The 25,304-nt window shown below is 45.4% G+C and carries 29 protein-coding genes; all 29 read left to right on the top strand.

Going from position 1 to position 25,304, the window contains the following annotated elements; all coding sequences use genetic code 11:
* The first annotated feature begins 7 nt into the window (after positions 1–7).
* The 29 genes from ypeB (at position 8) to trpE (ending at position 25,296) form a co-directional block, all read left to right on the top strand.
* Positions 8–1,366 (top strand): germination protein YpeB, encoded by a 1,359-nt coding sequence (gene ypeB / locus MHH50_RS20965; protein WP_076127490.1) that lies wholly within the window; start codon positions 8–10, stop codon positions 1,364–1,366.
* A 133-nt stretch (positions 1,367–1,499) separates the two neighbouring features.
* Complete coding sequence (locus tag MHH50_RS20960; protein WP_036676209.1) at positions 1,500–2,153, top strand: flagellar brake domain-containing protein; 654 nt, start codon at positions 1,500–1,502, stop codon at positions 2,151–2,153.
* A 207-nt stretch (positions 2,154–2,360) separates the two neighbouring features.
* Positions 2,361–3,071, top strand: a complete 711-nt coding sequence (cmk, locus tag MHH50_RS20955) for a (d)CMP kinase (protein WP_254848699.1) — start codon at positions 2,361–2,363, stop codon at positions 3,069–3,071.
* Positions 3,068–3,655 (top strand): lysophospholipid acyltransferase family protein, encoded by a 588-nt coding sequence (locus MHH50_RS20950; protein ID WP_036676211.1) that lies wholly within the window; start codon positions 3,068–3,070, stop codon positions 3,653–3,655. The genes cmk and MHH50_RS20950 overlap by 4 nt, the downstream gene beginning before the upstream one ends.
* 174 nt (positions 3,656–3,829) lie before the next feature.
* The gene (gene rpsA, locus MHH50_RS20945; RefSeq protein ID WP_170914203.1) at positions 3,830–5,152 is read left to right on the top strand and encodes a 30S ribosomal protein S1; all 1,323 of its coding nucleotides are present in this window, start codon (positions 3,830–3,832) and stop codon (positions 5,150–5,152) included.
* 176 nt (positions 5,153–5,328) lie between these two features.
* The gene (gene der, locus MHH50_RS20940) at positions 5,329–6,654 is read left to right on the top strand and encodes a ribosome biogenesis GTPase Der (RefSeq protein WP_036676212.1); all 1,326 of its coding nucleotides are present in this window, start codon (positions 5,329–5,331) and stop codon (positions 6,652–6,654) included.
* 12 nt (positions 6,655–6,666) lie between these two features.
* The gene (gene plsY / locus MHH50_RS20935) at positions 6,667–7,284 is read left to right on the top strand and encodes a glycerol-3-phosphate 1-O-acyltransferase PlsY (protein ID WP_036676213.1); all 618 of its coding nucleotides are present in this window, start codon (positions 6,667–6,669) and stop codon (positions 7,282–7,284) included.
* Complete coding sequence (locus MHH50_RS20930) at positions 7,277–8,317, top strand: NAD(P)H-dependent glycerol-3-phosphate dehydrogenase (RefSeq protein WP_076218702.1); 1,041 nt, start codon at positions 7,277–7,279, stop codon at positions 8,315–8,317. Before plsY ends, MHH50_RS20930 begins: the two co-directional genes overlap by 8 nt.
* 66 nt (positions 8,318–8,383) lie before the next feature.
* Positions 8,384–8,659: a stage VI sporulation protein F gene (locus MHH50_RS20925; protein WP_038572437.1), complete on the top strand. Its 276-nt coding sequence runs from the start codon at positions 8,384–8,386 to the stop codon at positions 8,657–8,659.
* Between the two features lie 197 nt (positions 8,660–8,856).
* On the top strand, positions 8,857–9,036 hold the full coding sequence (locus MHH50_RS20920) for a DUF2768 family protein (RefSeq protein WP_036676218.1): 180 nt from the start codon (positions 8,857–8,859) through the stop codon (positions 9,034–9,036).
* A 34-nt stretch (positions 9,037–9,070) separates the two neighbouring features.
* Positions 9,071–9,439 (top strand): 2Fe-2S iron-sulfur cluster-binding protein, encoded by a 369-nt coding sequence (locus MHH50_RS20915; protein WP_076218703.1) that lies wholly within the window; start codon positions 9,071–9,073, stop codon positions 9,437–9,439.
* 30 nt (positions 9,440–9,469) lie between these two features.
* Positions 9,470–10,216 carry a DUF3939 domain-containing protein gene (locus MHH50_RS20910; protein WP_254847661.1) on the top strand — a complete coding sequence of 249 codons (747 nt, stop codon included), beginning with the start codon at positions 9,470–9,472 and terminating at the stop codon, positions 10,214–10,216.
* A gap of 437 nt (positions 10,217–10,653) precedes the next feature.
* Positions 10,654–12,132, top strand: a complete 1,479-nt coding sequence (gene spoIVA / locus MHH50_RS20905; protein ID WP_036676222.1) for a stage IV sporulation protein A — start codon at positions 10,654–10,656, stop codon at positions 12,130–12,132.
* 377 nt (positions 12,133–12,509) lie between these two features.
* Positions 12,510–12,782: an HU family DNA-binding protein gene (locus MHH50_RS20900; protein WP_036676223.1), complete on the top strand. Its 273-nt coding sequence runs from the start codon at positions 12,510–12,512 to the stop codon at positions 12,780–12,782.
* A gap of 116 nt (positions 12,783–12,898) precedes the next feature.
* Entirely contained in the window at positions 12,899–13,147 is a 249-nt protein-coding gene (gene mtrB / locus MHH50_RS20895) for a trp RNA-binding attenuation protein MtrB (RefSeq protein WP_051490908.1), read from the top strand.
* 93 nt (positions 13,148–13,240) lie between these two features.
* On the top strand, positions 13,241–13,783 hold the full coding sequence (locus MHH50_RS20890) for a hypothetical protein (protein WP_076184017.1): 543 nt from the start codon (positions 13,241–13,243) through the stop codon (positions 13,781–13,783).
* 115 nt (positions 13,784–13,898) lie between these two features.
* Positions 13,899–14,768 (top strand): heptaprenyl diphosphate synthase component 1, encoded by an 870-nt coding sequence (locus MHH50_RS20885; protein ID WP_076127631.1) that lies wholly within the window; start codon positions 13,899–13,901, stop codon positions 14,766–14,768.
* A gap of 3 nt (positions 14,769–14,771) precedes the next feature.
* Positions 14,772–15,524 carry a demethylmenaquinone methyltransferase gene (locus MHH50_RS20880; RefSeq protein WP_139329851.1) on the top strand — a complete coding sequence of 251 codons (753 nt, stop codon included), beginning with the start codon at positions 14,772–14,774 and terminating at the stop codon, positions 15,522–15,524.
* The gene (locus tag MHH50_RS20875; protein WP_076127498.1) at positions 15,517–16,389 is read left to right on the top strand and encodes a UbiA-like polyprenyltransferase; all 873 of its coding nucleotides are present in this window, start codon (positions 15,517–15,519) and stop codon (positions 16,387–16,389) included. Before MHH50_RS20880 ends, MHH50_RS20875 begins: the two co-directional genes overlap by 8 nt.
* Positions 16,389–16,991 carry a flavin prenyltransferase UbiX gene (locus MHH50_RS20870; protein WP_076278344.1) on the top strand — a complete coding sequence of 201 codons (603 nt, stop codon included), beginning with the start codon at positions 16,389–16,391 and terminating at the stop codon, positions 16,989–16,991. The genes MHH50_RS20875 and MHH50_RS20870 overlap by 1 nt, the downstream gene beginning before the upstream one ends.
* A 4-nt stretch (positions 16,992–16,995) precedes the next feature.
* The gene (locus tag MHH50_RS20865) at positions 16,996–17,856 is read left to right on the top strand and encodes a menaquinone biosynthesis protein (RefSeq protein ID WP_340033347.1); all 861 of its coding nucleotides are present in this window, start codon (positions 16,996–16,998) and stop codon (positions 17,854–17,856) included.
* Positions 17,853–18,821 (top strand): polyprenyl synthetase family protein, encoded by a 969-nt coding sequence (locus tag MHH50_RS20860; RefSeq protein ID WP_076127501.1) that lies wholly within the window; start codon positions 17,853–17,855, stop codon positions 18,819–18,821. Before MHH50_RS20865 ends, MHH50_RS20860 begins: the two co-directional genes overlap by 4 nt.
* Before the next feature lie 99 nt (positions 18,822–18,920).
* Complete coding sequence (gene ndk, locus MHH50_RS20855; protein ID WP_340033346.1) at positions 18,921–19,364, top strand: nucleoside-diphosphate kinase; 444 nt, start codon at positions 18,921–18,923, stop codon at positions 19,362–19,364.
* Positions 19,365–19,391: 27 nt separating this feature from the next.
* A complete protein-coding gene (locus MHH50_RS20850; protein ID WP_340033345.1) occupies positions 19,392–20,195 on the top strand; it encodes a protein-glutamate O-methyltransferase CheR in 804 nt (267 codons plus the stop codon).
* Positions 20,196–20,300: 105 nt separating this feature from the next.
* Entirely contained in the window at positions 20,301–20,462 is a 162-nt protein-coding gene (locus tag MHH50_RS20845) for a hypothetical protein (protein ID WP_169744788.1), read from the top strand.
* 192 nt (positions 20,463–20,654) lie between these two features.
* The gene (gene aroC / locus MHH50_RS20840; RefSeq protein ID WP_076134686.1) at positions 20,655–21,824 is read left to right on the top strand and encodes a chorismate synthase; all 1,170 of its coding nucleotides are present in this window, start codon (positions 20,655–20,657) and stop codon (positions 21,822–21,824) included.
* Between the two features lie 2 nt (positions 21,825–21,826).
* On the top strand, positions 21,827–22,930 hold the full coding sequence (gene aroB, locus MHH50_RS20835; RefSeq protein WP_076306192.1) for a 3-dehydroquinate synthase: 1,104 nt from the start codon (positions 21,827–21,829) through the stop codon (positions 22,928–22,930).
* Complete coding sequence (aroH, locus tag MHH50_RS20830) at positions 22,924–23,298, top strand: chorismate mutase (protein WP_076127508.1); 375 nt, start codon at positions 22,924–22,926, stop codon at positions 23,296–23,298. Before aroB ends, aroH begins: the two co-directional genes overlap by 7 nt.
* Positions 23,299–23,730: 432 nt before the next feature.
* Positions 23,731–25,296: an anthranilate synthase component I gene (gene trpE / locus MHH50_RS20825; RefSeq protein WP_076302760.1), complete on the top strand. Its 1,566-nt coding sequence runs from the start codon at positions 23,731–23,733 to the stop codon at positions 25,294–25,296.
* The last annotated feature ends 8 nt before the right edge of the window (positions 25,297–25,304 follow it).

Genomic DNA, 25,304 nt, shown 5'->3' with positions numbered 1-25,304 from the left:
TAGCCCTATGTACAAAAGATTAAGTGCTGTAATGTTCCCGCTGACCGCGCTGCTGCTGATTGGTGCGCTTGTGTGGGGTTATCAGGAGAATCAGGAGAAGAATTCAATACTAATTAAGGCGGAGAACCAATATCAACGCGCCTTTCATGATTTGTCCTATCATGTGGACCGTCTTCATGGTGAGCTTGGAAATACGCTTGCGGTTAACTCTGCTTCTAATGGGATGCATCGCAAAGGACTTGTGAATGTGTGGCGGATGACTAGTGAGGCCCAAAATGAGATTAACCAGCTGCCGCTGACCTTGCTGCCATTTAGCAAAACAGAGGAGTTTCTGTCCAAAATCTCCAACTTTTCTTATAAAGCCGGGATTCGTGACTTCACTAAAAAACCTCTGACAGATGGAGAGCTGAGCAATCTAAAAGCATTGTACAAGAACTCAGGAGAAATCTCTAAGGATTTGCAAGAGGTACAAAATAAAGTCATTGGCAATCGGCTGCGCTGGATGGATGTTGAAACGGCGTTGGCGACAGAAAATAAAGCGGAGGACAACACGATTATTGACGGCTTCAAAACAGTGGATAAACGTGTAGGGGCATACCCTGAGCTAGACTGGGGACCTTCAGTAGCAAGCATCTACGATAAACGTTCCGTCAAAATGCTCGGAGGTACCCCCGTGACTGCCGAAGACATCAAACGTAAGGCGTTGAAGTTCGCGGATGCGGGCTCCAATGCTAAAGTGGATGTTAAAGAAAATGGGAAGAACACTGAATGGCCATCCTATACAGCAACTGTTAGCGCTTCGAATAAGAAGCACACCATTAGTATGGATTTCACCAAAAATGGCGGGTTGCTGATCTCTTATTATGACAACCGTGAGGTTGGCCCTGCCAAAGTTTCTATTAAAGAAGCCGTTACCAAAGCAGAGCAGTTTCTTGAGAAAAAAGGATATCCCCATATGACTGCAGTCAGCGCTGATCGTTACGATAATATCGGGAATTTGACCTTTGTAACCAAACAGAATGATGTATTGATTTATCCTGAAAAGATGACCATTCGTATGGGGCTGGATACAGGTGATACCATCGGTTTTGAGGCCAGCGAATACGTCAATGAGCACAAGGACAACCGGAAGCTTCCAAAACCAAAGCTTACCCTTGCAGAGGCGAGAAAATTTCTGAATTCTGATTTCAAGGAACAATACAATCGCTTGTCCTGGATTAAAAATGATGATTCCGTCGAGGTCTTGACTTACGAGTTCGGTGGAGGGGTCAATGGCTCAAAGTATCGTATTTACATTAACGCCGAGGATGGCATTGAAGAGTCTGTGGAAGAAATCAGACCTTCTTCGGGGTCTGAGGCAAAATAAAGGGAGGGCGCATCCAGCAGTTGGGTGCGTCCCTTTTTTTTGCAATATCTATAAAATATATCTGACTGGCTGATATTCCCATGCTATAATCAGGGGTAGTGATAATTACTAAACTGATGTGGCGGTGACATCTTTGTATCCTAAAATTAACGAATATCTATACATACAGGTTGCTTCCAGTGACGCTGCTGAAGCAGAAGTTGAATATAGATCAAGAATTGCAGAGACGGAAGAAGACGCATTCCTGATTGAAATTCCTATGCAGGAGAGCAATGGTCGTCTAAAAAGGCTCTTTATGGGGGACGAGCTTTCGGTTTATTTTTTAACTGAGGGTGGCATCAAAAATTACTTTAATACTTATGTACTGGGCTTTAAAGAAGATGTAATTCGTATGGTCCGGATTCAAAAGCCGGAGACAGATTCGATTTTTAAGATCCAGAGAAGAAGCTTTTTCCGAGTGAATGCAGATCTAGAGCTTGCTGTAAAGGATAGCCTTGGCAAACGGTTCCTGGTTCGTACAGATGATATTGGTGGTGGAGGAATCTCCTTTTTGGTGGATAACCAGGTTAAGCTGGAGGTTGGTAATAAATTGTCCTGCTGGGTACTGGTGCCTTATCGAAACGGAAGCACGGAGCATGTCAATTTTGAAGGTGAAGTAGTGCGCATTAAAAAGCTAGAGAATGGACGGCTTTTAGCGATGTTGAAATTTGTCGCTATTTCAGATTTGGAACGCCAGAAAATTATCCGTTATTGCTTCGAACGTCAGTTTGATTTCCGCAACAGATAAGCATTTTTTACAGCTCTATTAAGCTGTCTGATTTTGCACTGAAGTATAAACTGTGGTATAATTTTATAAGTCGCAGGCAATGCCTGCTTTTTTCTTGATAATATCATCAAGCATAACAATTTATGTGTGCTCCTTGATATTGCAGGAATAGTTTTCGTAACGCTAGATGCTTTTTTTATGAAAGAGTGTTTGAGGAGGAATGCCCCGTTGGATAGGCAGGGTACACATACTTATGACAGAATAAACGTCGCCATCGACGGACCTGCCGGGGCAGGCAAGAGCACTGTAGCCCGATTGGTAGCCCAGAAGTTGTCTTATATCTATGTCGATACTGGTGCAATGTACCGGGCAATCACCTGGTATATGATCCAAGAAGGCATTGAACCGGAAGATCAGCATCGAGTGAACGAGAAGGTTCGCGACATGGTGATTGAACTTATTCCGGAACGAGACATTCAGAAGGTGCTGATTAATGGGGAAGACGTGACCCCACATATTCGGAGCCTTCAGGTTAGCGGCCTTGTGTCGCAGTATGCGAAGATCGAGGATGTAAGATCCAGACTGAGTCAATTGCAGCGTCAGATGGCGCTTCGCAAAGGCGTGGTAATGGATGGCCGCGATATCGGTACAACCGTGCTGCCGGATGCCGAGGTAAAGATTTTTATGACGGCAAGTGTGGAAGAACGAGCTCTCCGTCGTTATAAGGAACTGAGAGACGCGGAATCGGTGACGCTTCAGCAGCTTGAACACGATATTGCAAAGCGGGACCGTCTGGATGAAGGACGGGAGATTTCACCGCTGCGCCGTGCAGAGGATGCTATTCTTCTGGATACGACCTTAATGAATATCGATCAAGTTGTGGAGGCCATTGTATCCCACTGTAGATCTCATGTTGACGGGGAGAGAAATCATTTATGATTTATGCAATTTGTGTTGGATTGCTTCGCTTGATTTACGCAATCCTTTTCCCACTTAAGATTGTGGGGAAAGAAAATGTGCCAAAGGAGGGCGGGGTACTGCTCTGCGCTAACCACATTAGTCTGCTTGATCCAATGACTATTGGAATTAAGCTGGACCGTCAGGTAAAGTATATGGCTAAGGCTGAACTGTTTGAGGTTCCGGTGCTTGGCTGGCTCATTAATAAATTGGGTGCTTTTCCGGTGAAACGTGGCGGCGTAAGCAAAGAATCCATAAAAACGGCCCTTAACACACTTCGTAATGGTAATGTCATGGGTATCTTCCCGGAGGGTACGCGTAACTCTGATGCCGGAGTGGCCAAGAAGGGTGCTGCTAGCTTTGCACTTCGAAGTGGCGCAGCAGTTATTCCAGCGGCTATTATCGGCCAGTATAAACCCTTTCGACGCATGGTCGTTGTCTATGGTGCTCCTGTAGACCTTAGTCAATTTGCCGGTGCGGGGAGCGAATCTCTCGAGGCTGTTACCGATGTCATTATGGATCGCATCCGTGAGATGAAAGAGACAGGTAAACCAAGTGCTAGTTAAGGGATGAGCAGAACAACAAATTTTGCTCAATGTTTTGATTAAATAACGGCATAGCCGCTATTTTTTGGAACATACTATCATCAAGTGTAAGTGAAATATTATGCATTGCTTGTTTTGAACTCTGCTATACGCAGGTTTAAATAAATGGGGTTTTGAATCGAGGAGGCTAATCACATGTCTGAAGAAATTAAAAATCAGGAAGCTGCGGAAAAGAATGAATCCGTAGAAGCGGTGGATTCCGCTGTGACAGAAAATAACGGAGCTGTAGAAGAAGTTGCTGCCGTTAACGAAGAAGAAGTGACTAACCAAGCTGACTTGGAAATCATTTCTCTGAAAAAAGGCGATACCGTGAAAGGAACAATCGTCAAAATCGAAGATAACCAAGCTTATGTAAGCATTGGATATAAATACGACGGTGTGATTCCAATTCGCGAATTGTCCGCAGTACAACTGGACAACGCTGCTGCAGCAGTAGAAGTTGGACAGGAAGTAGAATGTAAAGTTGTCAGCATCAACGACAACAAGGAAAGCCTTGTTCTTTCCAAACGTGCTGTTGATAGTGAAAAATCATGGGAAGATCTTGAGAAATACTTCGCTTCCCAAGAAGCTTTCGAAGTTACTGTGGCTGACGTTGTTAAAGGCGGCCTCGTAGCTGATGTTGGAGCTCGCGGATTTATCCCAGCTTCCATGGTAGAGCGTCACTTCGTTGAAGATTTCAGCGATTACAAAGGCCGTACCTTGCGCGTTAAAGTGAAAGAACTTGACCGTGAGAACAGCAAAGTAATCTTGTCTGCTAAAGAAGTTCTTGAAGAAGAATTCGAAGCTAACAAGCTGAAAATTATGGCTGAACTATCTGAAGGCCAAATCATCGAAGGTACAGTACAACGCCTGACTCAATTCGGCGCATTTGTTGATGTGGGCGGAGTTGACGGTCTTGTACACGTATCTGAAATCGCTTGGAGTCACGTAGAGAAACCTTCTGATGTAGTATCTGAAGGTGATAAAGTACGTGTTAAAGTATTGAAGGTTGATCCTGAAAAAGGAAAAATCAGCCTGAGCATCAAAGCTGCTGCTCCAGGTCCTTGGGACTCTGCTGCTGGCGAAATCAACATTGGTGATGTTGTAACAGGCGTTGTAAAACGTCTTGTGAACTTCGGAGCATTCGTAGAATTGCTTCCGGGTGTGGAAGGTCTTGTGCATATCTCACAAATCTCCCACAAACACATCGCTACTCCACACGAAGTATTGAAAGAAGGACAAGAAGTTCAAGTGAAAGTTCTGGACTTCAATCCATCCGAGAAACGTGTTAGCCTGAGCATCAAAGAAACTGAAGAAGCTCCAGCTCCATCTGCTAGACCTGAACGCAGCAATAGCAGAGACAGAGCTCCTAAAGAAGTTCTGAACAACCCTAACGTTTCCCTTAGCAACGAAGGCCTTAGCTTTACGCTTGCTGAACGTTTTGGTGACAAGCTGGACAAATTTAAGGGTAATAACTAATCCCTAAACGAGCTTTTGAATATACGGGTAAAGTAATCGGCGAGCCCTCGATACGGGGGTTCGCCGATTGTCTTTTTTTCGGAACTGGTCGGATTGATGAGAGTTAACATGATTGTTAGCCAATTTAAATGTTTTTTGCTATGATGAGTAACGTAAGGATGACAGGAGGAATGAATATGGCAAGACCCGTTGTGGCAATCGTTGGGAGGCCTAACGTCGGAAAATCGACGATATTTAATCGGCTGATTGGCGATAGATTAGCCATTGTAGAAGATAAGCCGGGGATTACACGTGACCGGATTTATGGTATTTCAGATTGGAACGGTAAGTCGTTCAGTGTGATTGATACCGGAGGTATTGAAATTGATGGAGAAGATACAATTCTGAAATCAATCCGTGTTCAAGCGGAGCTGGCGATTGAAGAAGCGGATGTTATTGTATTTATGTGTGAGGCGAAGAGTGGTGTGACGAATTCAGATGAAGAGGTAGCTCAGATTCTGTTCCGTTCAGGTAAACCAGTCGTTCTTGCCATCAACAAAGTGGATAATATGAAGCGTGCGGATGATATTTATGAGTTCTATAGCCTTGGTTTTGGCGATCCAATCGGAATTTCTGGTAGTCACGGAACCGGACTCGGAGATTTGCTTGATGCTGTAGTTGAGCGCCTACCTGAGAAAATAGATGATGAATACGATGAGGATGTCATTCGTGTAGCTTTGATTGGCCGTCCGAATGTAGGTAAATCCTCTCTGGTTAACGCGATTTTGGGCGAAGAACGTGTTATCGTCAGCGATATTGCAGGGACAACAAGAGATGCTATCGATACTCCTTTTGAACGTGATGGGCAACGTTATGTGCTTATCGATACGGCAGGTATGCGTAAAAAAGGCAAGGTATACGAGAACATTGAAAAATACAGTGTTATGCGTGCTATGCGTGCGATTGAACGGGCTGATGTGGTCCTCGTTGTAATTAACGGCGAAGAGGGCATCATCGATCAGGACAAGCATATTGCTGGTTATGCACATGAAGCTGGTAAAGCATCTATTTTTGTTGTCAACAAATGGGATGCCATTGTGAAAGACGATAAGACTATGCAGAACTTCGAGACGAAGATTCGTGACCATTTCTTGTTTATGAGTTACGCACCGGTTGTCTTTTTGTCGGCTTTAACCAAACAGCGTTTGCAAAAACTGCTGCCTGTTGTACAGCATGTATCTCAACAGCACGCACTGCGCATTACTACACATTTGGTGAACGACGTTGTATCTGATGCAATCGCGATTAACCCTCCACCAACTGACAAAGGCCGTCGCTTGCGTATTAACTATGTAACGCAGGTTGCGGTTAAGCCGCCTACGATTGTGGTGTTCGTGAATGATCCGTCGCTGATGCATTTCTCCTATGAACGTTATCTGGAGAATAAAATTCGCGCAGCATTTAATTTCGAAGGAACACCAATCCGTCTCTTTACACGGCGCAAATCCGAAAACGAAGGTTAGGGGAGAAGAAGTGTGGCGCTTGAACTTCTGGTTATCGTTGTAAGCTATTTGCTTGGTTCTGTCAGCTTTAGTGTACTGCTTGCAAAGTTGCTAAAGGGAATTGATATCCGTCAATACGGAAGCGGAAATGCGGGAGCTACCAATACACTGCGTGTATTGGGTAAAGGTCCTGCAATACTAGTGCTGTTGCTGGATGTGCTGAAAGGGGTGGCCGCTGTATGGTTAGGAACCTGGGTCGGCGGTTGGGGAACCTGGGTTCCGGCTCTTTGCGGAATCGCTGCCATCATCGGACATAATTGGCCGCTCTATTTTCGTTTTCGTGGGGGGAAAGGCATTGCTACTACGATCGGTGTTATGGCTACGCTTTGTTTATGGCCAGCGCTGCTCGCCGGTATCATCGCCATCCTGTCTATCTTTATCACACGTTACGTGTCCCTTGGCTCATTAATTTTTGTAGCACTGACACCAGTGGCTTTATTGTTGACAGGATTTACACAACCTGTGCTCTGGACCAGTATTATTATTGCGGTCTTCGCCTTCTGGCGGCACCGGACGAATATTGTAAAGATCGTAGAAGGCCGTGAGAACAAGATAGGCTCAAAAGTTAAAGGAGGGAATCGTGTTGTCTGATAAAGTTACCGTACTTGTAGCGGGGAGCTGGGGAACTGCGCTGGCTAGCGTGCTGGCTGCAAACCACTCGGAAGTTTATCTGTGGACACGCAACTCTGATCAAGCTGCCGAGATCAATGGCTCTCATACGAATAATAAGTATCTGCCTGACATCGCACTGCCAGCTAACATTATTGCAACTACGGATATGGAAACGGCAGTTTCCGGTTCTAAGGCGGTTGTAATTGTAGCTCCGTCTTCAGGAATGCGGCAGGTTGCTCGCAGTCTGAAGCCATTCTGGAAGGATGACATGTTATGTGTTCATGCTACGAAGGGCTTTGAGTCAGAAAGCAATAAGCGGATGTCCATCGTAATTGCAGAGGAACTAGGCTGTGACGAAGGGCAGATCGTCGTCCTCTCCGGTCCAAGTCATGCAGAGGAAGTTGTACGCCGGTGTCCTACAACCGTTGTAGTTGCTTCACCTGATGACAAACGTAGCGCCGAAGCGCAGGAATTGTTCATCAACAACGATTTCCGTGTATATACGAATCGTGATCAGGTAGGGGTAGAGCTTGCCGGAGCTCTTAAGAATATTATTGCCCTTGGTGCAGGTCTATCCGATGGCCTTGGATATGGGGACAATGCTAAAGCAGCGCTTTTGACCCGTGGACTCGCCGAGATATCTCGGGTGGGAGTTGAGCTTGGAGCCAATCCTTTGACCTTTGCCGGCCTTGCCGGAATTGGCGACCTTGTTGTGACGGCTACTAGTCAGCACAGCCGTAACTGGCGCGCTGGGTCCATGCTTGGTCAAGGCAAGCCGCTGGCCGAGGTGCTGGAATCCATGGGGATGGTAGTCGAAGGTATACGTACTACCGAAGCAGCTTATGCAATTTCGCTCAAGCTGGGTGTGCAGATGCCGATTACGGATCAGATTTATCATGTGCTCTTTCAAGGAAGAAGCCCACGCAGTGCGGTTGAAGCCTTGATGGGTCGTGATCGTAAGCCTGAGCTTGAGTCGATCTCCCAGGAAACTTGGGAGCAGTGGCATTCCTGATCCTGTTCACCTTTTTCCGCAAATTCTCATATGTTGTAATGGGGATTGACGGAGGAGGGATGAAAAGTGAGCAGAGATTTTTCCAAGGATGCATTGAACGCCATTAACAAAAAGGCGGGCAAGAACATTACGGAAAGTGCCGTCAAAAAGCTAGCCAGTACGGTAAAGCCAGGAACTACGCAGAATGAAGCCCAGCTCCGCCAGTTAATTAAGCAGGTGTCATCAATGGCGAAAGTGCCGGTCAGTGAAGCTACTGTGCAGGAGATTATCAATGCCGTTAAAAAAGGCGGCGCAGGTTCCAGCACAATGGAGTCTTTAATGAAAATGATGCTTAAAAAATAGCTTTATGTTGGGTGAGCAAAAGAAAACGGATCAATGAACGATTCCGTCGTCTTTTGCTTTTTTTTATATTCCTGATAATTTGCACGTAGCGTAATTTATTTAAAATAATACATAAAAAATGATGTTTTTTTACAGAAAAGGATAAGGTCATGATATAATAGTCCCTAATAAATTACAGGCGAATGGGGGCTTTGACCATGGATCCGATGACAAAAATGTGGTTATCCCTGATTGCGATGCTGATTATGGGATTATCAGTATTTCTTATAACTTTTGCTCGGAGCAAAACCAAGGGATTGCTTAAGGCTGTACTGTCTATACTTGCTTTTGTCATCATGTTAGTGGGCCTATTGGGCGGAGTTGTTTCAATTATGTAAGCAGTTACATAGTGATGAGGAAGGAAGTAACATCATGAAATCACAAAAAGGAGTTACCGTTGTATTTCAACCAGAAGGTCGTAAAGCTGTTGTGAACCGTGGCATTTCGTTATTAGAGGCCGCTCGTAAAGCAGGAGTGCCAATAACAACTAGATGCGGAGGCAAAGCAGGCTGCCTGATGTGCAAGGTTACAGTCGCGAAGGAAGAGGCTTCTGCAGTAAGGCCTCCCGGAGATATTGAGCGGCGTAAGCTTGGATCGGCCTTAGAAGAAGGAACGCGTCTGGCCTGTCAGGCTGCCGTATGGAGCGACGTAACCGTTCAGGTGCCGGAAGATCCACTGAAGGCTGCGGTGCGCCGTAAGCTTGAAGCAGCGCGGCGTGGGGAAGAAGATGAACTGTGGTAGCGTAAGAATGTCACCGTGGGAGGGACTCGGTTGGAGTTTATAGGATATAAAATGAAACTGAAGGCAGGGGCCAAGCTTTTGCTAGGGATGGTATCGCTCGCGCTTACGCTTTCGGGCTGTCTATACCCAGGTGAAGAGAAGCGGGCTAGTGTTAATTATCGGGAGAGTGTTAAACGGATACAAGCAGCCGTTGATGATTATCAACAGGAGGAAGGGGTACTGCCCATTCTTAATGCGGATGAAACTACTCCAAGGTATGAGAAGTTTCGTATTGACCTGGGGAAGTTGAATAATAAGGGATATTTGGATGATATACCGGCTACCGCTTTTGAGCAGGGTGGAAGTGCTTATTTTCTTATTTTGAATGAGGAAATTGATCCTGTGGTGAAGGTGATGGACCTTGTTACGGTTCAAAAGGTGAATGACGTGCAACGACAGGTTAACCGCTATAAATCAGCTCATGGCGGCAACCTGCCTGTGCTTGATGAGCTATACCCCGGATTGTATACCATTGATCATAAGCAGGCGGGTACAAGCTCTATAACCTTAACTAGCGTCTATTCCGGTCAAGTTCTTGACTTTATCATGGATAAGGATGGAACTGTCTACGTAGATTATGTTTTTGATATCATGGCTGCCGTCGATAAGAAGGGTGGAGAGCACGACAAGAATCAGGACTTGCGACTGGATCTGGAGGAAGCTTCATATTACGTTCCCGTAAAGTCTTTGCCGTATCTATGGATTAATAATCAGCCGATCCCACAGCCTCCAAGTTAGAGTTATAGTTTAAAAGCGTCTAAGCTTCGGTTTTATCCGGGGCATTAGGCGTTTTTTGTTTATAACCTTTTAATCTCAGCATCCACTAAAAATAGTTCTATCAACGAATCCTACCTCATAAGATGGATGAGTAAGCTTCCGGGCGTCAGACGCCTTGCGGCGCGCAGACTTAACTTTTTTTGAAATTACATTGGGAAATGCGCGAATACGGGTCATAAATTCGTTCCGGATACATATGATGATACTAGTCCAAATGCATGTCCGAGCATTCGGAGTTTAGCGCGGGGCAAGTACGTCCCGGTCGAAAGCAGCTAGGCTTCGGGCGGGCATACGATAAGTCCGGTTGATGTCCTGCAAGGGTCAGATTACCGGCGGAACGCGAAGTCGATGCTCTTCAGGCATTTTTTCTTCGGAGTAATATGAGGAGGGGATCTCTTTTGGAAAAAGTGGATATTTTCAAGGACATTGCCGAGCGTACCGGCGGAGACATTTATCTTGGCGTCGTCGGCGCGGTTCGCACGGGGAAATCGACATTTATCAAGCGCTTCATGGAAACAATTGTCCTGCCAAACATCACGAATGAGGCTGATCGAGTAAGAGCTGTGGATGAGCTTCCGCAAAGCGCAGCAGGCAAAACGATTATGACGACAGAACCGAAGTTTGTGCCAAACAACGCAGTCCAAATCAAGGTTGCGGAAGGGCTTGAGGTTAATGTTCGTCTGGTAGACTGTGTGGGTTACGCTGTAGAGGGTGCAAAAGGTTACGAGGATGAAAATGGACCACGAATGATCTCTACACCTTGGTTTGAAGAGCCTATTCCTTTTCAGGAAGCGGCAGAAATCGGGACACGTAAGGTTATTCAGGAGCATTCAACGCTAGGTGTAGTGGTAACAACAGATGGTACGATTGCAGAAATTCCGCGGAACTCGTACGTGGACTCTGAAGAGCGCGTCATTGCAGAGCTGAAGGAAGTGGGTAAGCCGTTTGTGCTTGTCATTAACTCCACCCGGCCACGCAGTGAGGAAGCGCAGCAGCTTCGTAACGAGCTAGCCATCAAATACGATATCCCAGTTATGACGCTAAGCGCCGCAAACATGAGCGAAGATGACGTAACTGGTGTGCTGCGGGAAGTGCTTTATGAATTCCCAGTGCATGAAGTAAATGTAAATCTGCCAAGCTGGGTTATGGTGCTTGGAGAAAACCACTGGCTGCGTAGTAGTTATGAGAACTCCGTTCGCGATACTGTAAAAGACATTCGCCGCCTGCGGGATGTTGACCGCCTCGTATCTCAGTTCACCGAATATGACTTTATTGATAAAGCTGGCCTAAGTGGTATGAACATGGGTCAGGGTGTAGCAGAGATCGACCTGTATGCTCCAGAAGAGCTGTACGATCAAGTTCTGATGGAAGTGGTGGGGGTTGAGATCCGCGGTAAGGATCATCTGCTCCAGCTTATGCAGGAGTTCTCACATGCGAAACGAGAATACGACCGATTCTCAGAAGCTTTGGAAATGGTCAAGACTACTGGCTATGGTATCGCGGCTCCATCTTTAGCCGAAATGGCACTCGACGAGCCAGAACTGATTCGTCAGGGCTCTCGCTTCGGGGTTCGCTTAAAGGCTACGGCACCATCCATTCATATGATTCGGGTGGATGTGGAGTCTGAATTCTCGCCAATCATCGGAACGGAAAAGCAAAGCGAAGAGCTGGTTCGTTATCTGATGCAGGACTTTGAGAATGATCCTATTAAGATTTGGGAATCCGATATTTTTGGCCGCTCCCTGCACTCCATTGTAAGAGAAGGAATTCAAGGCAAGATAGCTATGATGCCGGATAATGCGCGCTACAAACTGCAAGAAACGCTTGGCCGCATTATAAATGAGGGTTCCGGCGGACTTATTGCAATTATTCTCTAAGCTGAATATAAATAAATTCAAAGAGTGGGAGAAATCCTGCTCTTTTTATTTGTATATATCCTAAAACTTGATACCTAGTTCCTATAATAACGGTGAATCTGACTCAATTATTCTGATGAAATAAAGACCTTAACTGCTCCTATAGGTCTAACAAATTAGATTGAATTTAGATAAATATGCAAGTATAGATGATAATTTCTGCTCCTTTTTTGAGTAACAGCTTGAATTTATGGATGGGCTGTATTACTATAAGTTTGTTGCGCTTCAAGGTCTAAGGGCGCCAAAGTTAAGTTTTAAACGGGATTATCACGTATATTTTACGTTGAAACGGAAACAGTGTATGATACCGGAGAATTTACTCAGGGAGGTGAGAAAACATGAATAAATCAGATTTGATCAATGTAGTTACAGAAGCAACTGAACTTCCCAAGAAGGATGCTACTAAAGCTGTAGATGCGGTTTTCGAAGCAATTACAGAAGCACTGCAAAGCGGTGATAAAGTACAACTGGTTGGATTCGGAAACTTTGAAGTGCGTGAGCGTTCTGCGCGTAAAGGCCGTAACCCGCAAACTGGTGAAGAAATCGAAATTCCTGCAAGCAAGGTACCGGCATTCAAACCCGGTAAGGCGCTGAAAGACGGAATCAAATAAAGATTTCTACATACCTATCCCATAGTCTTTTTAAGAACAACTATGCCGCCCTCCAAGGCGGCATTTGTTTTTTGAAATACTATGAACTGTATAATAGGTTTAGAGGAGGATGAGTGATGATGGATAAAAATACGGGTACTACTCCGCTTCCAACGGGCAGCGACTATATTGTGGTTAAGGCTAAAGATAATGGCGTTCAGGTCATTGGGTTAACCAGAGGTACAGATACACGTTTTCATCATACAGAGAAGCTGGATAAGGGCGAGGTATTGATTGCCCAGTTTACTGATCATACCTCAGCGATGAAGATCCGCGGTAAGGCTGAAATATGGACAAAGCACGGACAATTGGAAAGTGAAAGCTGAAAAGCAGGCATAGCCTGCTTTTTTTCAAAATATAGTAAAGATAAATGATCGTATTCCGCTAAGAGTGGGAATTATGATAAGGGGGGCGTGTTCATGAACAAGGCCTGGTGGGTTGGAGCCGTATTACTCTTGACTGCAACCTCTGCTGTAATATTGCCCAAAGTGGCAGATATGGATTCAACCTTACAGCAGCGAAATGGTGCAGTGGAGACTTTTACTGGCGGCCATAACACGGTGCTAGACAACGATAATCTTGTTGATGTTCTTGGCGCACTTCCATTGACCTTATCCATTGATAGCGTAGACTGGGAGGATCACGTTCTGTCTCTGGATTTAAAAGTGAGCGGAAATGATCATGAACCCCAGGAGCTTTATCGAAATATGGCACAGACTATTTCTTTTGCTTTTCAAGAAACCTCGAATGTGGATCAGCTCCTGCTGCGCATCGTGGTCATGGATAAATGGCTGGATAGCCGCCGGCTGCTGCTAGCAGGGGATATCAGACGCGCGGAGTGGTCCGTTGAACTCCAGAATGAACTTCAGTCTGCGGGTAATTTCCCCATTTCCGAGCGTCTCAAGACGGGCTTCCGTATTAGTGAGACTGAGCTCTGGAAGAAGCAGTTCATTTATCCTTGAGAAGAATAAAAGAAACTCAGTTGTATCACAGTGCGTGACAAAAAAACATGTGATATAATAGACAAGATTGTGAACAAAGGAATTAATATAAATGTCAATGGCTTCGGAGGCTGAAATGAAACCGTACTGCATACCGCAACTGGCAAAACCCTACACCGACTACGACATGATTCAGAAGCATACGGATTTGCCGCCGTTTTCTGATGGCCGGGGTCATTTGTTATATATTTTTCTAAACCATGGATCTTCTGTAAAAGGAAGTACTGGTGAGTTGTATACGCTCGTAACCGCACTTATTCAACTTGGACTAGATACACATGAGGTAATTGACCGCTCGAATGATAGACGCGGTGGAGATCCTATGCGTTCCCGTCAATTAAAGGTATTGGCTGGCGATTATTTTAGTAGCTGGTTTTACCATCTGCTTGCAAAGAGTGATCAGATTGAGATGGTTGGAATCTTGAGTAAGGCGATTGCTGATTTCAATGTCTTGAAAGCGAACCTCTATGTGAAGATGAGAGGAATCCGTCTTTCGGCTGAACAATACTTGCGGCACATGGTACAGCTCAATATGCGGCTGTTCCTTTCTTTTACGCCCATGATCGAGAATTCCTTAGTGGAATTGTGGGAGAAGTTATTGACAGAGTTCAGTCAGTGCGAAACTGTTGCCATAGAGCTTCAGCGTTGTGATAACCTTGAGAATGCTAGCAATGGTTATTGCTACTGGAAGATGCTGGAGTCAGCGACAGAGGAAGAACGCAAACAGCTTCAAGACCAGAACCTTGATCAGAAGGACTGGAAGATGCTGAAGATGAAATATAAATGTGATTCTCTGCTGACGGACAAGCTCCATCAGTCGATTCAGTCGATTCAGGGACTATTACAAAGCGTTAAAGACGAAAGCCTGCTTAGAGAGCTTGAGATAGCGCTGGATCGTATTCTCCTGCAGATGAAAGTCTCAGGACAAGCAGCCGTGGAGGGTTAGTGGATGACTATGGACAAAACTACAACTGCTGTGGGTGATAACAGCAAACCGAAGGAACAGTTTGTGCACTCGGTGTTTGAGAGTATTGCAGGTAAATATGATTTGATGAATGACATCTTAAGCTTTCGCCGGCATAAGGCTTGGCGTAAGTTCACGATGAAGAAGATGGGCATGAAGCGCGGGGATTCAGCTGTAGACTTATGCTGCGGCACTTGCGATTGGAGCATTGCCTTGGCCGAAGCCTCACAGACAGGGAATGTGATAGGGCTCGACTTCAGTGCAGGCATGCTTGAAGTGGGGCGCCGTAAGGTGGAGGAGCGCAAGCTTCAGGACCGGATCTCTCTCGTACAGGGCAACGCTATGGAGTTGCCTTTTGAAGACAACGCATTTGATTATGCAACGATTGGTTTTGGACTCCGCAACGTACCGGATCTTGTTCAAGTGCTGAACGAGATGAAACGAGTGGTGAAGCCCGGAGGAATGGTGGTCTGCCTGGAGCTTTCCAAGCCGATGAAACAACCGTTTAAAGGTATCTATTTCTTTTATTTTCAGCGTGTTCTTCCATTGCTGGGCAAGTTATTCGCTAAAAGGTATGAGCAATACAAATGGCTGCCAGAATCGCTGGCGCTGTTCCCTGACCGGGAGCAATTAGCTGCTATTTTCCGTGAAACCGGACTGCAAAAAGTGGAATCCTTTCCCTTGACCGGAGGCATCGCGGCATTACATATTGGGCTCAAGGAGAACGGGAATGTTTAAGAAAATCGGTATCTTTTTACAAATGATCAAGTTTGAACATACGGTATTTGCTTTACCTTTTGCTTTTATGGGCGCTTTACTTGGTTCCGTTGTCATGTTTGGCACACTACCTACCTGGAGCCAGATTGGTTGGATCGTAGTGGCTATGTTTGGGGCACGGAGCGCTGCTATGGGGCTGAATCGACTGATTGACCGGATAAGTGATGCTAAGAATCCACGCACAGCGGGAAGAGCTATTCCTGCAGGATTATTGAAGATCGGTGAAGTCGTCATTTTTATCGGCATTTCGTTTTTCTTACTCTTTTGGGCAGCCTTTAAGCTGAATCCTTTGTCGGCCAAGCTCTTGCCAATCGCAGTTTTCCTTCTTGTCATTTATTCATTTACTAAGCGCTTTACATGGGCCTGCCATCTTATCCTCGGTCTGACCATTGCGCTTGCACCTTTAGGCGGTTGGGTAGCTGTAACTGGTAGTGTGAATTGGACTTCAATGGTATTTTATTTCACTATTGTGTTTTGGACTGCAGGTTTTGATGTAATTTATTCTTGTCAGGATGTTGAGTTTGATCTAAAAGAGGGCTTGAAGTCCATTCCGGTTCGGTTCGGGGTTCAAGGTGCACTCTTTATTGCCCGCGTATTTCACATTCTCACGGCGATTGGATTCGTATCGTTGCTGTTTATGACGGATTTAAGCTGGTGGTATGTAGCAGGCATGATCATCGCATATATCATTCTCTTTTATGAGCACTACATTGTATCTCCGAGTGACCTGAGCCGTCTGCAGACTGCTTTTTTCACTATGAACGGCGTATTGAGCATCGTGGTGTTCTCTTTCACTTTGATTGACTTGGTGGTGCAGTTCTACTAATGACGCTTACTAAACCGAAAAACATCGTGGTTGGAATTACAGGAGCAAGCGGTGCGATATATGGTGTTCGTCTAACTGAAACCTTGCTGTCACTAGGCTACTCCGTGCATTTGGTAGTTAGTAATGCGGGCTGGCGCGTATTTAAAGAAGAACTTGGCTATATCGCATCAGACCGGGAGGGCTTTTTGAACGAAAGGTTCAATGGCTATCCCGGTTCTCTGCTTTATCATCCTGTTGCGGATATCGGCGCATCCATTGCAAGTGGTTCGTTTCGTGTGGAAGGGATGATTATTATGCCTTGCTCTATGGGAACATTATCCGCGGTAGCGAATGGGACCTCTGATAATCTGATGACACGTGCTGCTGACGTTATGCTCAAGGAAGGCCGCCCACTGGTGCTTGTACCTCGTGAGACTCCACTGCATGCTATTCATCTAGAGAATATGTTGAAGCTGTCCCGTCTGGGAGTTCGGATGATTCCCGCAATGCCGGCTTTTTATTTTGGGCCGCAAAGTATGGATGATCTGATTAATTTCATGGTGGGCAAAGTGCTTGACAGCTTTAATATTGAACACAATTTATTTCGAAGATGGGGGGATTGAAAGGATGGACAATAACAGCCACACCATCATCGGCAAAATCAGCTATACCAACTCATGGCCGGTATTTCACAATTTTCATCCCTCTGCATTGAAATATCCTGCAGAGATGGTGAGTGAGGTACCTGCCATTCTTAATCAGGGGATGAGCCGTGGAACTATTCATGTAGGTGCTTTATCCTCTTTTGCTTATGCTGAGGCCAGTGACAAATTATTACTTCTACCTGATTTATCGGTTAGCGCGGATGGTCCTGTGAGATCAATATTCCTTTTTTCCAGGGTGCCATTTGCTCAGATTGGCAGCGGTAAGATCGCTGTTACGAATACTTCTGCAACCTCGGTAAATTTGCTGAAAATTTTAATGGAAAAAGCTTTTGGCAATAAACCGGAGTATATTAGCGCTAATCCTGATTTGGATGCCATGATGCATGAAGCGGATGCCTGTTTATTAATTGGTGATAATGCTATTAAGGCCTCATGGCAGGATCAAGGTTATATCGTTACTGATCTAGCTGAGGTTTGGAAGGAATGGACGGGCTTAGGGATGACCTTTGCGGTCTGGGCAGTGAATCGAAAGGCTGCGGTGGACAAACCGGAAGCTATTTCTGAGATTGCAGAGGCTTTTGCCGAGAGTAAAATGCGGGGATTGAGAGATTTAGATCCTATTGTACAAGCAGCTTGTTCTAACATTGGAGGAACAAAGTCTTATTGGGAAGGGTACTTCCGCAATTTATGTTATGATTTTGGAGAAAGGCAGCAGCAAGGTTTGAACCTCTATTTCCGCTATGCCTATGAGATGGGCCTGCTGCCGCAGGAAGTGAAGATGGAGATTTGGAGCCATAAACTGTTGACACGGGTGAAAGAATGAAACGACTGCAAATATTCGGATTACTGAACAGAGATATGGATCAGATTGAAAAAGAGCTGTACCGCAGTGTACAGGGGGATGACGATCTGCTTACAGAAACCTCCCTGCATTTATTAAAGGCAGGCGGCAAAAGATTACGTCCCGTATTTGTCCTAATGGGCGGGAAATTCGGTAAGTATGATCTGGAAAAACTGAAACGGGTGGCGATACCGTTAGAGTTGATCCATAGCGCTTCACTGGTCCATGATGATGTGATCGACGATGCAGAATTGCGCCGTGGTGAACTCACCGTGAAAGCAAAATGGGGCGATAAAATTGCCATGTACACTGGTGACTACATATATGCAAAAGCGCTGGTTATGACTACGGAGCTGAAGAATCCACGAATTCATCAAATTCTGTCTAAGGCGATGATCGAAATGTCGATCGGAGAGATGGAGCAGATTCGTGACTTTTTCAACAGTGAGCAAAGTGTACGTCATTATCTACGGCGTATCCGCCGCAAAACAGCTCTGCTGATTGCAGTTAGCTGCCAACTCGGCGCTCTTGCTGCTGAAGCAGATCCAGAAGTAGCTCGTTTGCTTTATAATTATGGATATAACGTGGGTATGGCGTTCCAGATTCGTGATGATTTACTGGATCTCTCAGGCACAGAGAAACAGATCGGTAAACCTCCGGGCAGTGATATGCGGCAAGGAAACATTACACTTCCAGTGATTTATAGTCTTGAGGATGAGCGACTGCGCGAGTCATTGCTTGAGGAACTGAAGTCTATACGTGAGGGCCATAGCACGGTAGGACATGCGATTGATCTCATTCTTTCCGGAGACGGAATCGCCCGTTCTGAGGAGCTCGCTTCACGTTATATCGACAAGGCGCTGGCGGCGCTGGAACAATTGCCTAACAATAAGACTAAGCGCAATCTGCGCGATATTGCGTATTTTATAACAGGAAGAAGTTATTGATCTTCTGGTGAGATTGAAATTAAACGTTTCCAGAAAGCAATGTTTCTGTTAAGATAGCGTCAAAACAACCCTTCAAATGGGAAAATGGAGAGTGCTTCTATGGAAAAGACGTATCTGATGGTCAAGCCTGATGGAGTTCAACGTGGATTAATAGGGCGTATTGTTGCCCGCTTTGAGGATAAGGGGTTTAAATTGGTCGCTGCTAAACTGATTACAGTGAGTGAGGATCAAGCGAAAAGACATTATGCTGAGCATGCAGGCAAAGACTTTTTTTCAGAGCTGGTCTCTTTCATCACTTCAGGTCCAGTGTTTGCAATGGTATGGGAAGGCGATGATGTCGTAACTTTATCCCGGACACTCATAGGCAAAACAAAAGTTGGAGAAGCTCTGCCAGGCACGATTCGTGGCGACTTTGCCAGCCATACACCACTTAATTTAATTCATGGATCAGACTCGCCTGAAAGTGCAGAACGGGAAATTGCTAATTTCTTTGCTCCAGATGAACTGAATCGGTATAACAAAGACATCGCAGTCTGGATGTAAGGTCCAGGTGGGAGGCAGGGGATTAACATGTCTGATCGTAATGTTGCAGCATTAACAACAGATCCAGATTATAGCGGATTTATTCACAACGTTAAACAAAGCACCGGAATTGATCTGGCTCAATATAAAGAAGCACAGATGAAGCGGCGTTTGACGACTCTTCGGATGAAGAATGGGTATCATACCTTCAGTGATTTTTTTGCAGCGATGATGAAAAATAAGGACTTATTTTATGAATTTTTAGATCGAATGACGATCAATGTCTCTGAGTTCTGGCGGAATCCGAATCGCTGGGAAGTTTTGCGGGATATTATCCTCCCTGACCTCCAGCAGTCGGGCCGCAAATTAAAGCTGTGGAGCGCGGCATGTTCCACTGGCGAAGAGCCTTACACGCTGGCTATGATTTTGTCGGACAAGAATATATTGGCGCAGATAGGCATTCTTGCCACTGACATTGATGATGGCGCTTTATCCAAAGCAAAGCAGGGTCTTTATTTGGAACGTTCTTTAAAGGATGTGCCGAAAGACGTGGCAGCACGTTATTTTACACCGGAAGGCCCTGTCTTTAAGGTCAGCGATTCACTTAAGAAAAACATAGATTTCCGCAAACAAAATTTGCTCTTGGACAAGTTCGACGAAGGCTTCGATCTTATTATTTGTCGCAATGTAATGATCTATTTTACTGAAGAGGCGAAGAACAAGCTCTATCATAAGTTTTCGGCTAGCTTACGTCCGGGTGGTTATTTGTTTGTGGGCAGCACAGAGCAAATCTTTACACCGGCTCAATATGGCTTTGAATCGACGGAAACTTTTTTCTATCGTAAAAAATAAATACTTTTTGCTCCTTCGCCATTAACTTCAAAGGTATACTTTCGCAAAAGTTCAGTGATACTGGATAGTAGAATCTGTACGCTAAGTGAAAGGAAAGTTAAACCGATGGACAAAAGCAAGGTCATTGCCGCGTACAAACGAGGCTTTATCACCGTTCGTGAGTGCGGGCAAATTCTCGGTGTGGAAGAAATGCAATTGGAGCGCCTTCTGCAGCTGGAAGAGCGTAAGTCTACATTCCCTCCACCAAGCCAGCGGCTCGGCAGCTAACAAGCTGATGACCCAGCCGAGGAGCGCCATTCATACTCTTAAGGGTATGGATGGCGCTTTTTATTTCGGTATACATACAGTGTTTCTAGGGGGATCCCTTTCTTGTCAAAGCGGATTCCCTATACTATAATGAGCAAAGATCATAGGATTTTAGCGGTTTACAGTTTAAAAGTATAAAAGGGGGAAGACATCATGAGTTTACGCTATTTAACAGCGGGGGAAACGCACGGCCCCCAGCTAACGGCTATTATTGAGGGATTGCCAAGTAATTTAACTTTGGATTTTGAAGAGCTTAACTTTCAATTGCATCGTCGACAAAAGGGATACGGACGTGGACGCCGCATGCAGATTGAAAAAGATACGGCACAAATTGTAGGTGGAGTACGTCACGGCTATACTACGGGTGCTCCGGTAGCCTTGGTAGTAGAGAACAAGGATTGGACTCACTGGAAGAACATTATGAATATTGAACCTATTCCAGGCAGTGATGAAGAAAAACGCCGGGTAAATCGGCCGCGCCCTGGACATGCAGATTTGAATGGTGGATTGAAGTACAATCATACGGATCTTCGCAACGTTCTGGAGCGCTCCAGTGCCCGCGAAACCGCAGCCAGAGTTGCATGTGGCGCTGTAGCCAGACAGCTGCTGGCAGCTTTTGGTGTGAAAGTAGCAGGTCAAGTCATTCGCATTGGTGAAATTGAGGCACCTGCAAATGATCTGCCTATCGATGAGCTGATTGAACGGACAGAACAGTCTTCTGTCAGAGTTGTCGACAAAGAAACGGAACAGAAAATGGAGGCTTACATAGATCAGATCAAGGAAGAGGGCGACTCCATCGGTGGAATCGTTGAATGTATCGTCGAAGGACTGCCCATTGGACTTGGCAGCTATGTACAGTCAGACCGGAAGCTGGACGGGGCGATCGCTGGGGCAGTGATGTCGATTAATGCCTTCAAAGGCGTTGAAATCGGCATTGGATTTGAAGCGGGAAAATTGCGTGGATCGCAAGTCCATGATGAAATTATGTATGAAGCTTCTAAAGGATACTATCGCGCAAGCAATCGTTTAGGCGGTTTTGAAGGCGGGATGACGAATGGCATGCCGGTAGTGGTTCGTGGTGTTATGAAGCCTATTCCTACCTTGTATAAGCCACTTCAAAGTGTAGATATCGATACGAAAGAACCTTTTACAGCTCAAGTAGAACGTTCGGATGCATGTGCGGTTCCAGCGGCATGTGTGGTTCTGGAAAGCGTAGTGGCATGGGAAGTTGCCAAAGCATTTCTTGATAAATTCGGGGGGGATTCTCTCGAAGAAATTAAAGCGAATTATGAAAACTATCTTGCACAATTGGAGAGTTATTAATCATGCGTACAATCAATGTAGATTTGGGAGATCGTTCTTATCCAATCCACATCGGTAGTGGTCTGCTGCAGAACATTGCCCAGTACTGTGCTGAGGCTGGACTGTCCACTCGTAGCCCGCTACTGGTTGTGAGTGATAGTGAAGTAGCTCCACGGTATTTACCGGCGCTTGAAGAAGCTCTACGTCAGCAAGGTTATACCGTAGTAAGCCATATTATGCCGGCAGGGGAAGCATCCAAATCATTAACCGTGTATGAAGAGGTTATGACGACCGCGATTCAAGCGGGACTGGATCGCAACTCAGCGGTGTTGGCTTTAGGTGGCGGAGTTGTTGGTGATTTAGCTGGTTTTGTAGCAGCTACCTACATGCGCGGAATAGGATTTCTACAAATTCCAACGACGATTCTAGCCCATGACAGCAGCGTAGGCGGCAAAGTGGCTGTCAATCATCCACTAGCCAAAAATATGGTTGGTGCGTTCTATCAACCTTCGCTGGTGCTTTACGATTTGAATACCCTTCGCACGCTTCCGCCGCGCCAAGTCTCTTCTGGCTTAGCTGAAGTAGTGAAGCATGGTCTGATTATGGACAAAGAATTTGCATATTGGTGCCGTGAACATGCTGATGAGCTGCTTGCTTTGAATGCTGAAGCTCTCGGCTATGCCCTTGAGCGCGGTTGTGCGATTAAAGCTCATGTCGTGGCGAACGATGAACGTGAGCATGGACTTCGGGCGATCCTGAATTTAGGCCATACGATCGGCCATGCTATTGAAGCGGTTGGCGGATACGGTGTGTTTTTGCACGGTGAAGCGATTGCGATTGGTATGGCGGGTTCGGCGCTGCTGGCTGTAAAGCTTGGACGTGACCGATCCATCTATGAAGATACAGTATCTATGTTATCTGCGCTTTCACTGCCAATACAGCTTCCTTCTGAATATGATGAAGAGGAGCTAATGGAAGCAATGATGCATGATAAGAAATTCAAAGAAGGCAGAATGACTTTTATTGTGCCTGATGCCATAGGAGCTGTTAGTATTGTAAACGATGTACAGGAATCGCTTGTGCGAGAGGTTCTGGCAGAGCTTAAAAAGGAGGGGAAACCGTGGTGAATCGAGGGATTCGCGGAGCAACTACCGTGATTAATAACGAAGAAACAGAGATTTTGCGTGAAACCGTTGTGCTGCTGCGGGAGATCGTTGAACGCAATAATGTTATAGCTGAGGATATTAGCAATGTATGGATTACGATGACCAATGATCTGGATGCTACTTTTCCGGCAAGAGCCATTCGTGAGATTGAGGGCTGGGAAATGGTGCCGCTTATGTGTTCAACCGAGATCCCGGTCAAAGGCAGCCTGCCGATGTGTATCCGGTTAATGGTGCAGTTTAATACGGATAAATCACAGCGTGAGATCCGCCATGTGTATCTGAATGAAGCTCAGAAGCTTCGTCCGGATTTGTCGCAGAGTAAGTCTTAAATTTGAGTTGTGGGTTGTCAATGACCCTTGTCATCATGTATAGTGTAATTAGCCGAGTATAGAAGAGTTTAGTTGAGTTGAGATGAGTATAGTTGAGCAGAGTGCAAGAAATTTTTGCGAATATAAGAAAGTATAAGCTTTGTTCTATACATTCTTATATTTCACGCATATACGCTTACCGTCCTTATAAGGATGCTGAAGACGTTTATGCCTGATTAGCAGTTTTTGTGTACGCAGAGTCTTTATTTTGATATGTACTGGAGTGTTATTTCACATCCGTGATGTATCTTATTTAGAGATAAGTCTGTAGGCACAACATAACGATGCTGATCATTGCTCAAAAACATATACTTACTTACACAAACCCTCTACTTTGGTAGAGGGTTTTTCTGTGTTTCGGAAAGATTTATATAACTAAGGGGGCATCTAAAAATGACGAATCCGAGTGTTCAAGAGGTGGTAATGCTGTCGCAGGATTATAATCTGATTCCTGTTGTGAAGCGGCTGCTGGCTGATATGGAAACACCTATCCGGTTATTCCAACGTTTTGCTGAACGTGACCGCGCGTTCTTACTAGAAAGTGTAGAGGGTGGCAAACAATGGGCCCGGTATTCGTTCATCGGCAGCGATCCCTTTTTAATGATATCGGGAAAAAAGGGTGCGATTAACGTAGAGATCGACGGTAAGAAAAAACAGCTGCATGGAAAGCCGATTGAGGAGCTTAAGGCGCTGCTTCGTTCATACCGTAGCCCTAAGCTGGATGAGATGCCGCCATTTACTGGAGGAGCGATCGGATTTTTTGGATATGATCTGCTGCAATATTATGAGAAGCTGCCTGAGCATCCAGTAGATGATCTCCAAATGGATGATATCCGGTTTATGTTCTGTGATCGCATCATTGTTTTTGATCATGTGAAACAACAAATTCTCCTAGTTGGCAACCTGCATGTTAAAGACGGTGATACGGACTCAGATATCAAATCCAATTACGAAAGCTTAAGTCGTAAGCTTGAGGATATGGCCGAAGAGCTGCAGAAGGAAGGGCCTAAGGAAAATGTGAACCGCCGCAGCATTCCGCAGGATATTGAGCTGGGTGAGATTCATTCCAACCTGACTAAAGAACAATATATCAACAACGTAGAACAAGCGAAGGAATACATTCGGGCTGGCGATATTTTTCAAGTGGTGTTGTCGCAGCGCCTGCATATTGAAACGGAAGTTTCTCCACTGCATGTATACCGGATGCTCAGGACGCTTAACCCATCTCCATATATGTATTATTTGAAAATGGATGAAGAGATTATTGTTGGAACCTCACCGGAAGCGCTCGTAAAGGTAGATGGAAATCGCGTGGAGACACGGCCGATTGCCGGAACAAGACCAAGAGGTGAAAGTGAAGCTTCGGATCGTGCTTACGCCGCGGAGCTGCTGGAGGATGAAAAAGAACGTGCAGAGCATTTGATGCTAGTTGATCTAGGTCGTAATGATTTAGGAAGAGTGTCCAAATTCGGTTCTGTAAAATGTGATTCCTTTATGGAAATTGAAAGATACTCTCATGTCATGCATATGGTATCGAATGTGTCAGGCACGCTTAGCGAGGATAAAGATTTCTTTGATGCCTTTCTCTCCTGTCTGCCAGCCGGTACTGTCTCAGGAGCACCTAAGCTACGGGCAATGGAGATTATTGCTGAATTGGAGCGAGAAGCCCGTGGTGCTTATGCGGGGGCGATTGGATATTTGGGATTCTCGGGAAATATGGATTCATGTATCACCATCCGTACAATCATCTTCCGTAAGGGCAGAGCATATGTGCAGGCTGGAGCGGGTATCGTTTGGGACTCGGTTCCGGAGAAAGAGTATGAAGAGACGGTGAATAAAGCGAAGGGTATGCTAAAAGCTATTCGTATGGCAGAGGCTATGTTCCCACCCGAGATAAAAGAGAAACAAGTCATCAATCAAGATTACATGTACGCATATACCCCTGAACAGGTGGTTTGATTAATAAA

Source organism: Paenibacillus sp. FSL H3-0302 (genome assembly GCF_037982245.1).
GTDB classification, from domain to species: domain Bacteria; phylum Bacillota; class Bacilli; order Paenibacillales; family Paenibacillaceae; genus Paenibacillus_AQ; species Paenibacillus_AQ odorifer.
Note: the sequence above shows the minus strand (reverse complement) of the source record. Positions and strands in the feature narration are given on the sequence as shown.

Bases quoted from the DNA above. Each gene is read 5' to 3' on its own strand.
- MHH50_RS20885 (WP_076127631.1), top strand. From the start codon at position 13,899: ATGAAACCGTACTGCATACCGCAACTGGCAAAACCCTACACCGACTAC.
- aroB (WP_076306192.1), top strand. From the start codon at position 21,827: ATGCGTACAATCAATGTAGATTTGGGAGATCGTTCTTATCCAATCCAC.
- MHH50_RS20890 (WP_076184017.1), top strand. From the start codon at position 13,241: ATGAACAAGGCCTGGTGGGTTGGAGCCGTATTACTCTTGACTGCAACC.
- MHH50_RS20920 (WP_036676218.1), top strand. From the start codon at position 8,857: ATGGATCCGATGACAAAAATGTGGTTATCCCTGATTGCGATGCTGATT.
- MHH50_RS20870 (WP_076278344.1), top strand. From the start codon at position 16,389: ATGACGCTTACTAAACCGAAAAACATCGTGGTTGGAATTACAGGAGCA.
- ndk (WP_340033346.1), top strand. From the start codon at position 18,921: ATGGAAAAGACGTATCTGATGGTCAAGCCTGATGGAGTTCAACGTGGA.
- rpsA (WP_170914203.1), top strand. From the start codon at position 3,830: ATGTCTGAAGAAATTAAAAATCAGGAAGCTGCGGAAAAGAATGAATCC.
- der (WP_036676212.1), top strand. From the start codon at position 5,329: ATGGCAAGACCCGTTGTGGCAATCGTTGGGAGGCCTAACGTCGGAAAA.
- MHH50_RS20915 (WP_076218703.1), top strand. From the start codon at position 9,071: ATGAAATCACAAAAAGGAGTTACCGTTGTATTTCAACCAGAAGGTCGT.
- aroC (WP_076134686.1), top strand. From the start codon at position 20,655: ATGAGTTTACGCTATTTAACAGCGGGGGAAACGCACGGCCCCCAGCTA.
- MHH50_RS20875 (WP_076127498.1), top strand. From the start codon at position 15,517: ATGTTTAAGAAAATCGGTATCTTTTTACAAATGATCAAGTTTGAACAT.
- MHH50_RS20845 (WP_169744788.1), top strand. From the start codon at position 20,301: ATGGACAAAAGCAAGGTCATTGCCGCGTACAAACGAGGCTTTATCACC.
- ypeB (WP_076127490.1), top strand. From the start codon at position 8: ATGTACAAAAGATTAAGTGCTGTAATGTTCCCGCTGACCGCGCTGCTG.
- mtrB (WP_051490908.1), top strand. From the start codon at position 12,899: ATGATGGATAAAAATACGGGTACTACTCCGCTTCCAACGGGCAGCGAC.
- MHH50_RS20900 (WP_036676223.1), top strand. From the start codon at position 12,510: ATGAATAAATCAGATTTGATCAATGTAGTTACAGAAGCAACTGAACTT.
- MHH50_RS20860 (WP_076127501.1), top strand. From the start codon at position 17,853: ATGAAACGACTGCAAATATTCGGATTACTGAACAGAGATATGGATCAG.
- trpE (WP_076302760.1), top strand. From the start codon at position 23,731: ATGACGAATCCGAGTGTTCAAGAGGTGGTAATGCTGTCGCAGGATTAT.
- MHH50_RS20950 (WP_036676211.1), top strand. From the start codon at position 3,068: ATGATTTATGCAATTTGTGTTGGATTGCTTCGCTTGATTTACGCAATC.
- MHH50_RS20865 (WP_340033347.1), top strand. From the start codon at position 16,996: ATGGACAATAACAGCCACACCATCATCGGCAAAATCAGCTATACCAAC.
- MHH50_RS20850 (WP_340033345.1), top strand. From the start codon at position 19,392: ATGTCTGATCGTAATGTTGCAGCATTAACAACAGATCCAGATTATAGC.
- MHH50_RS20880 (WP_139329851.1), top strand. From the start codon at position 14,772: ATGACTATGGACAAAACTACAACTGCTGTGGGTGATAACAGCAAACCG.